Origin of the sequence: Halopiger xanaduensis SH-6 (genome assembly GCF_000217715.1) — an archaeon.
Classification (GTDB): Archaea; Halobacteriota; Halobacteria; order Halobacteriales; family Natrialbaceae; genus Halopiger; species Halopiger xanaduensis.
Map to the genome: position 1 here is coordinate 3,226,563 of NC_015666.1, position 12,586 is coordinate 3,239,148.

Sequence of the window (12,586 nt, forward strand, 5' to 3'; positions counted from 1 at the left end):
TGACCGAGGAAGAGCGGTAGCATAATATTCTGTATTTCTTATACGTTTGAGACACTACTACTGTTGTTGGTACTGAGTAGTACGTATCAGTACCAATCGTTAATTGAACTACGTTGATAGCAGCAGGGGGCCACCGTCGTCTCGCCGACGAAGCCAGCTTCCGGGAGAAGGGAACGAACGACCGGACGAACCGACCCGCTACGTTATCGGAGGCGATCGAGTTCCTCGATCGTCTCCGGATTCTCGATGCTGCTCAGGTCGCCCGGATCGTCGCCGGTGTAGGTCGCCTCGATGGCGCGGCGAACGATCTTCCCCGATTGGGTTTTGGGGAACTCGTCGACGAACAGCACCTCGCGCGGGCGGAACGGTTTGCCCAACTCGGCGCCGACCTGCGCCCGGAGTTCCTCGCGGAGGTCATCCGACGCCTCGTAGCCGTCCTCGAGGACGACGTACGCGACGACCGCCGTCCCTGTCGTCTCGTCCGGCGCGCCGATCGCCGCGGCCTGGTTGACGGCCTCGTGGTCGATCAGCGCACCTTCGACTTCGGCGGGGCCGACCTTGCGGCCGGCGACGTTCAGGGCGTCGTCGGCGCGGCCGTGGAGGAACCAGAAGCCGTCTTCGTCCCGCTGGGCCCAGTCGCCGTGATCCCACAGATCCTCCCAGGTCGACCAGTACTCCTCGAGGTAGCGCTCGTCGCCCGCCCACAGCGACTTCGTCATGGAGGGACAGGAGCTACGAGCGACGAGGTAGCCGCGCTCGTTGTCGTCCTTCACGGAGTTGCCCTCCTCGTCGACGATGTCGATGTCCATCCCGAGGCCGGGGCCGCCCAGCGTGCAGGGTTTGAGCGACTGGATCGGCATCGGCATCAGGAAGCAGCCACAGATCTCGGTGCCGCCGGAGATGTTGATGATCGGGCACTCCCCGTTTCCGACGTTCTCGTAGAACCAGCGCCAGGACTCGGGATCCCAGGGTTCGCCCGTCGAACCCAGTATGCGCAGCGAGGAGAGGTCGTGATCCTCGAGCCACTCGTCCTCTCCGACTCCCACGGAGCCGGACGGCTCGTCAGACGCAGTCTGACGTTCGCCGTGCTTGCGGAGCGCCCGGACGGCGGTCGGCGAGATGCCGAACTGCGTCAGGCTGTGCCGATCGATCATCGCCCAGAACCGGTCCGGATCGGGGTAATTGGGCGCCCCCTCGTACATGAACACGGTGCCGCCGAAGGTGTGGGTCCCGATCAGCGTCCACGGCCCCATCATCCAGCCGATGTCCGAGACCCAGAAGAACCGATCGGCAGGTTTGAGATCCATTCCGAAGTAGACCTCCTTGGCGCACTGAACCTGCACGCCCGCGTGAGTCTGGACGATCCCCTTCGGTTTTCCCGTCGTCCCCGACGAGTACAGCAGCATCGACTCGTGGCTCGAGGGCAGCGATTTCGTCTCGTAGGCGTCGTCCTGCGTCTCGACGGCCATTTCCCACCACTCGTCACGGCCGTCGGTCCAGGGAATTTCGTGCTCGTTGCGCGTGTTACTGCTACCGAGCCTGTCGAAAACGATCGCGTGCTCGACGTGCCCCGCCTGTTCGATCGCCTTGTCGGCCGTCGACTTGAGGAAGACCGGATCGCCCCGCCGGTAGAAGCCGTCGCCCGTGAACAGCACCGAACACTCCGCGTCCTCGAGCCGCGTCGCGACCGCGTCGACGCCGAAGCCGGAGAAGATCGGCACCGCGATCGCGCCGACCTTGAGACAGCCGTAGAGGATCGCGACGACCTCCGGAACCATCGGCATGTAGAGGCCGACGGTGTCGCCCGTCTCGACGCCTCGTTCCTCGAGGGCGTTCGCGACCTGATTCACCCGGCGGTGGAGTTCGTGGTAGGTTACCTCGCGAACTTCGCCGTCCTCGCCCTCCCAGATGGTCGCGACGTTGTTCCGCCGTTCCTCGTCGACGGCGGCGTGTCGGTCGACGACGTTGTGGGCGACGTTGAGTTCGCCGCCGACGTACCAGTCGGTGAACTGCGGCCCGTCGCTGTCGTCCCGTATCTCGTCGTAGTCTTCGTCAAATTCGATTCCGAGGTAGTCGACCACCTCGTCCCAGAACCATTCGAGGCCCGATTCTTCGATCCCCTCGAGATCGGTCGTCGTCCGCTCGATCAGGTCCTCGTAGTCGTCGATCCCGTACGTCTCCATGAAGTCGTAGACGTTCGCCGACTCGACGAACTCGGGATCGGGTTCGTGGGCGTCTTCGTCGACGGTCTCGAGATCGCCGTCGCCGTCAGCGTTTGCGTCGGTGTCGGTGTGCTCGGGCATGGCTCTAACACTGTGTGTTTATCACACGCAACCATCAAACGCAGGGTCAATCCAAACGAATCGACGGGATAGCGAGCGTCCGACGTGCCGCCTGCTTCGCGGATCGTATCGTGGCCGAATCAGACCTGGGTTCACGTGACAGGGAACGTATCATTGTCTGACGTACGTTTATGGTTCAGGGTGTCGCCCTAGTGGATATGTCGAACAACCGCGTCGAGCAGCTCGAATCGACGGTCGCGGAACTCGAGTCGACGGTAGAGGGACTCACGGACGAGCTCATCGAAGCGAAGGAGCGCATCCGCGTCCTCGAGGCGGAACTCGATGCCGAAACGCCGACGCGCGTCCCCGAGCGACGGAGCGACAAGGCTGAGACGGACGATACTGCCACGACGACGGAAGCGGCACCGGACGAGGTCGCCGAGGCGACCGCCGACGCCGCCAACGTCGACGCCGAAACGGACGCCGACGAGGCCCCCTCCGGAGACGAAGCGGAAGACTCAGGTACCGACGACATCATTATCGCGTAACTGCACGATCGGCGTGCCGTCGGGCGGATTGGGCCGGACGGATCGGCCCCGCCCTCCCGCTGTCGCCGCCCCGGCACTGACCATCGCGGAACGGAGGTCTCGAGAAGGGAATGCACATCAAGGCAGTCGTTCTGGACAACTTCAAGAGCTTCGGCCGGAAGACGAAGATCCCGTTCTACGAGGATTTCACGGTCGTCACCGGCCCGAACGGCTCCGGGAAGTCTAACATCATCGATTCGATCCTCTTCGCGCTCGGGCTCGCCCGCACCCGCGGGATCCGCGCGGAGAAGCTAACCGACCTCATCTACAATCCCGGCCACGAGGACGGCTCGTCCTCGAGCGGGCCGCGCGAGGCGACCGTGGAGGTCGTCCTCGACAATAGCGACGGCACCTTAGACCGCTCGCAGGTCGTCAACGCCGCCGGCAGCGACGACGTCGGCGACGTCGACGAGATCCGCATCCGCCGCCGGGTGAAAGAAACCGAGGACAACTACTACTCGTACTACTATCTGAACGACCGCTCGGTCAACCTCTCGGACATCCAGGACCTGCTCGCGCAGGCCGGCGTCACGCCCGAGGGGTACAACGTCGTCATGCAGGGCGACGTCACCGAGATCATCAACATGACGCCCCACGCCCGGCGGGAGATCATCGACGAGATCGCCGGCGTGGCGGAGTTCGACGCCAAGAAGGAGGACGCCTTCGAGGAACTCGAGGTCGTCGAGGAACGGATCGACGAGGCCGAACTCCGCATCGAGGAGAAGCGCGACCGCCTCGAGCAACTCGAGGACGAGCGCCGAACGGCCCTCCGCTACCGACGCCTCCGCGACGAGAAGGAGGAATACGAGGGCTACAAGAAAGCCAGCGAACTCGAGGAGAAGCGCGAAGAACTCGACGCCGCCGAGGAGAAGGTCGACGAACTCGCCGAGGAACTCGAGGATCTCCAGCGGGAACTCGACGAGCGCCAGGGCAAGGTCGTCCGCCTGCAGGAGGACCTCGAGGACCTGAACGCCGAGATCGAGCGCAAGGGCGAGGACGAACAACTGCGCATCAAGAGCGAAATCGAGGAGATCAAGGGCGACATCTCGCGGCTCGAGGACAAGATCGAGGCCAGCGAGGAGCACATCGAGGAGGCCGAGTCCAAGCGCCGCGAAGCGTTCGTCCAGATCGACCGCAAGCAGGAGGAGATCGAGGAACTCGAGGACGAGATGCGCGAGCACAAACTCGAGAAGGCCTCGATCAAGACCGAGATACAGGAACGCGAGCAGGAAAAGAAGCAACTCGAGGCCGAAATCGACGCCGTCGACACCGAGTTCGACGAGCTCAAGGCCGACCTCGCCGAGCGCAAGGAGGAACTCGAGGACGCCAAAACCGAGAAGAACGACCTCCAGCGCGAGCAGGACCGCCTGCTCGACGAGGCGCGCCGGCGCTCGAACGAGATCAGCGAGAAGGAGGGGACGATCGAGGACCGGCGCGAGGAGATTCCGGAACTCGAGAGCCGCAAGAGCGACTTAAAGCGCGAACTCGAGAAGGCCGAGAAGAACCGCGCGAACATCGCGGGCGTCGTCGACGACCTGAAAGACGAGAAGCGCCGGATCCAGTCAGATATCGACGAACTGGACGACGAGATCCAGGCGAAACAGCAGGAGTACGCCGAACTCGAGGCCAACGCCGGCGAGAGCGGAGACTCCTCGTTCGGCCGGTCGGTGACGACGATCCTCAACTCGGGGATCGACGGCGTCCACGGCGCGGTCGCCCAGCTGGGGAACGTCTCCGGCGAGTACGCCGTGGCCTGCGAGACCGCCGCGGGCGGTCGCCTCGCGAACGTGGTCGTCGACGACGACGTCGTCGGCCAGCAGTGTATCGAACACCTCAAGTCCCGGAATGCGGGTCGGGCGACGTTCCTGCCGCTGACGGACATGAGCCAGCGGCGGCTGCCCAACGCACCCAGCGATCCGGGCGTCGTCGACTTCGCGTACAACCTCGTCGACTTCGACGACCAGTACGCCGGCGTCTTCTCGTACGTGCTCGGCGACACGCTCGTCGTCGAGGACATCGAGACCGCCCGCTCGTACATGGGCGACTACCGGATGGTCACGCTCGACGGCGACTTAGTCGAGAAAAGCGGCGCGATGACCGGCGGCTCCGGTAGCGGCTCCCGCTACTCGTTCACCGGCGGCGGCGAGGGTCAACTCGAGCGCGTCGCCAAGCAGATCACGGAGCTGCAAGAGGAGCGCGAGTCGCTGCGCGAGGACCTGCGCGGCGTCGAGGAGCGCCTCGACGACGCTCGCGACCGGAAGACCGACGCGGCCGACGAGGTTCGCTCGATCGAAAGCGAAATCGAGAGCCTCGAGGACAAACGCGAGTCCATCGAGGACGAAATCGAGACGCTCGAGACGGAACTCGAGGAGCTACGCGAGGAGCGCGAGTCGGTCGACGAGCGGATGAACGATATTTCCGGCGAGATCGACGAGCAGACCGCCGCGATCGAGGAAATTCAGGCCGATATCGACGAACTCGAGGCCGAACTCGAGGACTCGAAGATTCCGGAACTCACCGAGCAGATCGAGGAACTCGAGGGCGAGATCGACGAGCGCGAGGCCCAGATCGACGAGATCGACGGCACGCTCAACGAGCTCGAACTCGAGAAGGAGTACGCCGAGGACGCGATCGAGGGCCTCCACGACGACATCGAGGCGGCCCAGAACAAGAAGGCCGAGCACGAGAACCGCATCGAGGAGTGCGAGGCGACGATCGAGGAGAAGGAAGCCGAACTCGAGGAGAAACGCGAAGCCGTCGAGGAACTCGAGGAAGAGCTCGCCGAGCTCAAGGAAGACCGCAACGAGCTCCGCGAGGACCTCGAGGACGCGCGGACGAAACGCGACCAGCAGCAGGATCGCGTCAACGCCGTCCAGAGCAAACTCGAGAGCAAGCGCGAGCGCGTCCAGGACCTAGAGTGGGAGATCGAGGGCCTCGAGTCGGAGGTCGGCGACTACGACCCCGAGGACGTGCCGGACCACGACACCGTCCTCGAGATGATCGAACTGCTGACGGCCGACATGGAGGCGATGGAGCCGGTCAACATGCTCGCGATCGACGAGTACGACGAGGTCCGCGAGGATCTCGAGGAACTCGAGGACGCGAAGGACACGCTCGTCGAGGAGGCCGAGGGCATTCGCGACCGGATCGAGCAGTACGAGACCCAGAAGAAAGAGACGTTCATGACGGCCTACGAGGCCATCTCCGAGCACTTCACGGAGATCTTCGAGAAGCTCTCGGAGGGGACCGGCACCTTGCACCTCGAGAACGAGGACGATCCCTTCGACGGCGGGCTGACGATGAAGGCCCAGCCGGGCGACAAGCCGATCCAGCGTCTCGACGCGATGTCCGGCGGGGAGAAGTCTCTGACCGCGCTGGCGTTCATCTTCGCGATCCAGCGGCACAACCCGGCGCCGTTCTACGCGCTGGACGAGGTCGACGCCTTCCTCGACGCCGTCAACGCCGAGCGGATCGGAGAGATGGTCGAGGAACTTGCCGACGAGGCCCAGTTCGTCGTCGTCTCGCACCGCTCGGCGATGCTCGACCGCTCCCAGCGAGCGATCGGCGTCACGATGCAGCAGGACAACGTGAGCGCGGTGACCGGCATCGACCTGAGTAGCGAGGGCGACGGCGAGACCGAGGAGGTGCCGGTCGGTGACTAGGGAGGAGCGCGATCCGCGAGACGACGAGACGACGCGCGAGGATTTCTACCGCGAGGTTCGTACCGACGGCGGTGACGACGATATCCCGCTGAACATCGCGGGGCACGAAGACCGAGAGCGCCCCGGTTCGGATGGTTCGAGCGACTCGAGCGACGCCGACGCCGACGCCGACGAGACGGTCCTCGCGTTCTCGGAGTCCGACGCCGGACTCGAGTCGGAGACGCCGACGGCCGAGGGGGACACCGACGACGCGGATGATGAGGACGACGAAGTCGAACCCGTCGAACTTCTCGTCCAGCTCGCCGAAAACGGCGAGATCGACCCCTGGGACATCGACGTCGTCCGCGTCACCGACAAGTTTCTCGAGGCGCTGGACGACGCCGACCTGCGAACCTCGGGACGAGCCTTATTCTACGCGAGCGTCCTCCTGCGGATGAAAAGCGACGAACTGTTCGCGCCCGACGAACCCGAGGAGGAGGAACTGCCCCCGTGGGAGGCGCCCTTCGCGGACGAGGGACCGATGGACGGCGCCGAAGGCGGTGACGACGCCGGCGGCCACCCGCCCGGCTTCGACCCTGTCGAGAACCTCGAGAACGAGATGGAACGGCGCCTCGAGCGCAAGCACGCCCGCGGGAAGCCGGAAACGCTCGACGAACTGGTGCGGGAGCTACGCAGCGCCGAGCGGGACTCCTGGTGGAAGGAGTCGCGCAGCTACGACACCAGCGACTCGCCGCGGGGGTACGACCGCGGCGTGCAGGAGCTGAGCTACCACTCGGAGGACCAGTTCCGCGTCGACGACGAACCGACCAGCGACGACGTCACGCACACGACCCACGAGGAGGATATCGAGACCGTCATCGACGACGTCGAAGCGGCGCTCGAGGACCAGTACGAACGGGGCCGCGAGGAGGTGCTGTACGCCGAGATCGACGAGGTCGGCGGCTCGCGCGTGATGACCTATCTCGCGCTGCTCTTTCTCGCCCACCGCGGCCGAATCGAACTCGAGCAGGACGAACTGTTTGGCGATCTCTGGATCCAGCGACCGACCGTCGACGTCGAACCGGAAGAGGCGGTCGCGGACTGAGTGGGGTCGGTGATCGGCGATCGCGTTTCGCTTCCAGTGCAGCGTATCAATGATCAGGCGTCGGTATCGTCGTCCGTGTCGGATTCGGATTCCGACTCGGATTCCGTGAGGTAATGCTCGCGATGGACGATCGTCTCCTCGCCGTCGCTAATGGCGGTCACGACGACCTGCTCGCCCTCGGGATACAGCGCGACGGTCGCCCACGAGTCGGCCCATGCGCCCGGCTCCTGGCCGTAGAGTTCGGTCTCCGATCCCTCGATGGTCGATTCGATCCGGATCCGATCCGCTTGGAGGCCCGGCGAATCGGTGAGGACGACCCGCGCCCACTTCGGCGTCGCGTTGCGAACACACCGGAACGTTCCGCGTCGAAAGGATTATTCGCGACCCGAGTAGACCGTTACACGAATGACACGTCCCGGCCGCAGTCGCAGCGTCGCCGATGGCCTCCGTCGCGTCGCGGATCACGTCGGCTTCGCGCTGCTGTGGTGCTGGATTCTGGCGTCGCTGTTTTTCGTTCCGACACTACTCGGCTACTGGTGGGTGGGCGCGCTCCTGTTCGTCGTCGGCCTGCTCGTCTGCTGGCAGGCCGCCGAGGCCTCGAGCGACCCGGTCTATACGATCGGCACGAAACGCGAGGTCCGGACCGGGCGGATCGAATCCGAGATCGTCGACTGCAACGAGTGCGGTCGTTCCGCGCCGGGCGGCGAGTATCGACGCTACGAGCGCCGGCGCGTCCTCTTTGGCTCGACGATCGCAGTGCTCGAGTCGGGTGAGAACATCTACTGCGAGGACTGTGCGGTCGCGCCACGGGACCGGCGCGAGTACGGGCGCGAACTCGAAGGCGGGGCTCCGACGGCTGAAGACGGGGACGGTGACGGGAGTGATCGCAGTAACGAGAAGGCGGCTGAGAACGATGGCAACCGCAGCGCCAGCACTGAACGCGCGGTGGACTGATCCCGCCTCCCTCCCGTCTAAATCGCGGTTTCGGCCAGCAGTGATGCGATCGACGAGCGCGTCCAGAGGGACGATTCGAAACAGCGTCCGGTTGCCGTCGGTTGTCACCGAATCGATTTCGCCATCGTCTATAAGGGGGTTCAGGGGAGTGTCTTCGGCAGAATCCAATGAAGACTCGAACGCAGCCGACCCACGATATCGAACCGGAGACGGATGCGGATCTCGCCTCGTTCTGGCGCCACGCCTTTACCTCGCTTGTCGAGACGTTTCCCGAACCGGCCTTTATCGTCGACGAAGGCGGATACATCACGGACTGGAACGCCGGCGCGGAGGGGCTCACCGGCTACCCGTCCGAGCAGGTCGTCGGCCAGCACGCCTACGACGTCTTCGGAACGGAAGGACAGGACGAAACGCTCGCCGAGGAGGTTCTCCGAACCGGCCGGGTCATCCGCGAGGAGGAGATCCGGTCCGCAGAAACGGCCGACGGCGAGCTGGCGCACGCGCGAGCGCTCGGGGTGCCGATCACGACGCCGGACGGCGACGTCGTCGGTGCCGTCGAGGTTCTCACGCGTGTCACGACGCTCGTCGAACAACAGGAGCAGATCCGACACCTCCAGGAGCAGATGAGCGACGAGGTCGAAGGCGCCGTCGACGAACTCCAGGCGTCGACGACGGACGTCGCTGAAAACTCCCAAGAAATCAGCGATCTCGCTGCGGACCAGTCCGAGAGCCTCGGAGACGTTCAGGACGAAGTATCGACGTTCAGCGCGACCGTCGAGGAGATTGCCTCCAGCGCGGAGGAGGTCAGCAGCCAGAGCGAACAGGCGCGCACCCTCTCCGAGGAGTCGGTCGAGACGGCTCAGGACACGCTCGAGGCGATGGACGACGTCGCCGCGGAGGCGGACGACGTCGCCGCGGACGCGACGAAGTTAGCCGAGCGGATCGACGAGATCGACGACATCGTCGAGGTTATCAACGACATCGCCGATCAGACCAATCTCCTGGCGCTCAACGCGAACATCGAGGCGGCCCACAGCGACGCCTCGAGCGACGGGTTCGCCGTCGTCGCGAACGAGATCAAGAGCCTCGCGGAACAGTCGAAGGAGCGTGCCGACGAGATCGAACGGATCGTCACGGAGGTTCGCGAAACCACGCTCGAGACGGTCGATAGCGTGGAGGCGACCAACGAAGAGATCGGGAGCGTCGTCACCGACATCGAGACCGTCGTAGAGAACCAGCGGGAGATTCTCGACGCCATCGAGGACACCGATCAGGGTATCGCCGAGATCGCGACCGCGACCGACCAACAGGCCGCGAGTGCGGAGGAGATCGCGACGATGGTCGATTCGGTCGCCGAGCGCGGGGACGAGGTGGCGGACTCGGTGCAGGACGTCGCCGCCGCGACCGAACAGCAGACGGCGATGGTCGAAAACATCGAAGCGAGCATCGAGTCCCTCGAGCGGGACATCGAGGACGTCCTCGACTGACCTCGCTCGGCCTTTGAGGATCGCAGACCGCTGGCCGGAACCGGTCAGTCGAGGTAGTCGCCGGCCAGCAGGTCGACGCGCTCTCGGGTCTCTTCCGGGATCGCGTCCGCAGGCGTGTTGATCGTCCCTTCGAGGGCCGACCAGGCCTTACTTTCGAAGTCCTCGGGCATCGTTCGGATGGCGTGCTCGACGACCTCGTTGATCGCGTCCTGGTTCGCTTCGGCGTTCGCGAGGACTTCCTCGAGCGTGACCTCGTTGTCCTCTTTCCAGACGTCGTAGTCGGTAACGCCGGCGACGGTGGCGTAGCTCAGTTCGGCCTCGCGGGCGAGTTTGGCCTCCGGGATGGCGGTCATGCCGACGATGTCCCAGCCCTGATCGCGGTAGAATTCGCTCTCCGCGCGGGTGGAGTACTGCGGCCCCTCGATGCAGACGTAGGTGCCGCCCTCCTCGGTCTTCGTGCCGTCGTCGGTGGCCTCGGCCGCGGCGTTCGAGAGGTGATCGACCATCGCAGGACAGTAGGGGTCGGCAAAGCCCATGTGGACGACCATGCCGTCGCCGAAGAACGACGGCGAGCGGTGTTTGGTGCGGTCGAAGATCTGGTCGGGGACGACCAGCGTCCGCGGGGGCAGGTCCTCGCGGAGGCTGCCGACCGCGTTCGTCGCGATGACGCGGTCGACGCCGACGGACTTGAGCGCGTAGATGTTCGCTCGGTACGAGGCGTCGGTCGGCGCGTGCTGGTGGTCCTCGCCGTGGCGCGGCAGGAAGGCGACCTCCTTCCCGGCGAGTTCGCCGAGCGTCACCGCGTCGCTGGGTTCGCCGTAGGGCGTCGATACCTCCTCTTTCCGGGTGTTCTCGAGGGGCAGCGCTTCGTAGATGCCGCTGCCGCCGATGACTCCGATCGTCATGCTTGCTAGTGGGTCGGCCGGGATTCAAATATCGGCCGATTCGAACGCCGTTCTCGAGTGGCGACTGTCGATTCCTCCTTATTATTGTGCATCGATACCACATCTCACGAGCGGTCAAGTGCTCGGCTCGAGAGGATACGGGTATGTCGTCCGGTGGAGTATCGGACGAGGGAAATCTGACCGACGGCTCCCTCGTCCGACCGATGTTCGAGTTGGCGTGGCCGCTGGTCGTCATTCAGTTGTTGCAGGTCGCGTACAACGTCGGCGACACCTTCTGGCTCGGCGCGCTGTCGCCCGACGCCGTCGGCGCGATCAGCCTCGCCTTTCCCCTCCTCTTCTTGCTGATCGCGGTCGGGGGCGGCTTCACGACCGCCGGTGCGATCCTGGTCGCTCAGCACACCGGCGCCGAAAGCGGCGAGGGCGGGCTGATCGCCGGACAGACGATCTCGTTCGTCTCGCTGGTCGCGATCGGACTCGGCCTGCTCGGCTATATTGCGACCGAGCCGATGCTCTCGGTCCTGCCCGCGGACGCCGATACGCAGGCCGAGATCATCCCGCTGGCCGCGGAGTACCTGCAGATCTTCTTCCTCGGCCTGCCGTTCGTCTTCGGCTTCTTCGTGTTCGTCTCGCTCATGCGGGGCTACGGCAACACGTACGCGCCGATGCGCGTGATGTTCGTCAGCGTCCTGATCAACGTCGTCATCGACCCGCTGCTTATCTTCGGCGTCGGCCCGCTGCCGCACCTCGGAATGGCCGGCGCCGCGCTGGCGACCGCCTTCTCGAGAGCGATCGCGACGGCGATCGGCTTCTACTTGCTGTACTACACCGACGTTGGGCCCGACATTCGGGCCGAACACCTCCGGCCGCGACTGGAGTACGTCCGCAAGATCATCCGGCTGGGCGTGCCCACGTCGCTCGAGCAGTCGATGACGGCGCTGGCGCTGACGGGGATGACGGCGATGGTCGTCACGTTCCCGCCGCCGGTCGTCGGAGCCTACGGGCTGGGGAACCGGCTGATCTCGCTGGCCTTTCTCCCCGCGCTAGGGATGGGACAGGCGATGGACTCGATCGTCGGGCAGAACTTGGGCGCCGACCGACCCGACCGAGCGGAGCGAGCGGTCTGGCTCGGCGCCGGCGTCGTCGCGGCGATCATGGCCGTCGCCGGACTGTTCGCGTACCTCTTCCCGGAGCCGTTCGTCTCCGTGTTCGTCACCGCCGAGGAGGAGGGACGCGAAGCGACGATCGCGTACGGGTCGACCTACCTCCAGTTCGCCGCGTTCGCCTTCGTCTTCATGGGTGTGATGCAGGTGATTCAGGGGGCGTTCCGCGGCGCTGGGAACACGAAAACGGCGCTTGCCTTCGCCATCCTCGGTCTCTGGATCGTCCGCATCCCGGTCGCCTACTACCTGATCTTCGTCGCCGGCTGGGGGACGACCGGCATCTGGACGGCCGTCGTCCTCGGCGACGTCGCCGGCGCGACCGCGGCCGTCGCGTGGTTCACTCGCGGCACCTGGAAGGAAGCGATCGTCGACGAGGAGGGGGTCGATTCGGATCCGGAGTCCGAGGCCCCGGAGCCGACCGAGGCCGACGGCGAACCCGTCGCCGAGTGATCTTCGTGCTTCCAA

Annotated in this window: 8 protein-coding genes; 6 read left to right on the forward strand and 2 right to left on the reverse strand. The window is 65.1% G+C overall.

Annotated elements, in window-relative coordinates; genetic code table 11:
• Positions 1-203: 203 nt before the first annotated feature.
• Positions 204-2,303 (reverse strand): AMP-binding protein, encoded by a 2,100-nt coding sequence (locus HALXA_RS15705; RefSeq protein ID WP_013881376.1) that lies wholly within the window; start codon positions 2,301-2,303, stop codon positions 204-206.
• Positions 2,304-2,500: 197 nt separating this feature from the next.
• On the opposite strand from HALXA_RS15705, the gene HALXA_RS15710 reads away from it, so the two are divergent.
• The 5 genes from HALXA_RS15710 to HALXA_RS15730 all read left to right on the forward strand — a co-directional run bounded on the left by HALXA_RS15710 (position 2,501) and on the right by HALXA_RS15730 (position 10,056).
• Positions 2,501-2,830 carry a DUF7518 family protein gene (locus HALXA_RS15710; RefSeq protein WP_013881377.1) on the forward strand — a complete coding sequence of 110 codons (330 nt, stop codon included), beginning with the start codon at positions 2,501-2,503 and terminating at the stop codon, positions 2,828-2,830.
• A 110-nt stretch (positions 2,831-2,940) separates the two neighbouring features.
• Positions 2,941-6,531, forward strand: a complete 3,591-nt coding sequence (gene smc / locus HALXA_RS15715) for a chromosome segregation protein SMC (RefSeq protein ID WP_013881378.1) — start codon at positions 2,941-2,943, stop codon at positions 6,529-6,531.
• A complete protein-coding gene (locus HALXA_RS15720; RefSeq protein ID WP_013881379.1) occupies positions 6,524-7,615 on the forward strand; it encodes a segregation and condensation protein A in 1,092 nt (363 codons plus the stop codon). Before smc ends, HALXA_RS15720 begins: the two co-directional genes overlap by 8 nt.
• 405 nt (positions 7,616-8,020) lie before the next feature.
• Positions 8,021-8,569 carry a hypothetical protein gene (locus HALXA_RS15725; RefSeq protein ID WP_013881380.1) on the forward strand — a complete coding sequence of 183 codons (549 nt, stop codon included), beginning with the start codon at positions 8,021-8,023 and terminating at the stop codon, positions 8,567-8,569.
• A gap of 167 nt (positions 8,570-8,736) precedes the next feature.
• Complete coding sequence (locus tag HALXA_RS15730; protein ID WP_013881381.1) at positions 8,737-10,056, forward strand: methyl-accepting chemotaxis protein; 1,320 nt, start codon at positions 8,737-8,739, stop codon at positions 10,054-10,056.
• Between the two features lie 44 nt (positions 10,057-10,100).
• Here HALXA_RS15730 and mtnP read toward each other — a convergent pair whose 3' ends face one another.
• On the reverse strand, positions 10,101-10,961 hold the full coding sequence (gene mtnP / locus HALXA_RS15735; RefSeq protein WP_013881382.1) for an S-methyl-5'-thioadenosine phosphorylase: 861 nt from the start codon (positions 10,959-10,961) through the stop codon (positions 10,101-10,103).
• Between the two features lie 143 nt (positions 10,962-11,104).
• Here mtnP and HALXA_RS15740 point away from each other — a divergent pair, with 143 nt between their 5' ends.
• The gene (locus tag HALXA_RS15740; protein WP_013881383.1) at positions 11,105-12,571 is read left to right on the forward strand and encodes an MATE family efflux transporter; all 1,467 of its coding nucleotides are present in this window, start codon (positions 11,105-11,107) and stop codon (positions 12,569-12,571) included.
• The last annotated feature ends 15 nt before the right edge of the window (positions 12,572-12,586 follow it).

Coding starts and splice junctions, on each gene's coding strand:
- smc (WP_013881378.1), top strand. CDS start 2,941: ATGCACATCAAGGCAGTCGTTCTGGACAACTTCAAGAGCTTCGGCCGG.
- HALXA_RS15725 (WP_013881380.1), top strand. CDS start 8,021: ATGACACGTCCCGGCCGCAGTCGCAGCGTCGCCGATGGCCTCCGTCGC.
- mtnP (WP_013881382.1), bottom strand. CDS start 10,961: ATGACGATCGGAGTCATCGGCGGCAGCGGCATCTACGAAGCGCTGCCC.
- HALXA_RS15740 (WP_013881383.1), top strand. CDS start 11,105: ATGTCGTCCGGTGGAGTATCGGACGAGGGAAATCTGACCGACGGCTCC.
- HALXA_RS15710 (WP_013881377.1), top strand. CDS start 2,501: ATGTCGAACAACCGCGTCGAGCAGCTCGAATCGACGGTCGCGGAACTC.
- HALXA_RS15705 (WP_013881376.1), bottom strand. CDS start 2,303: ATGCCCGAGCACACCGACACCGACGCAAACGCTGACGGCGACGGCGAT.
- HALXA_RS15730 (WP_013881381.1), top strand. CDS start 8,737: ATGAAGACTCGAACGCAGCCGACCCACGATATCGAACCGGAGACGGAT.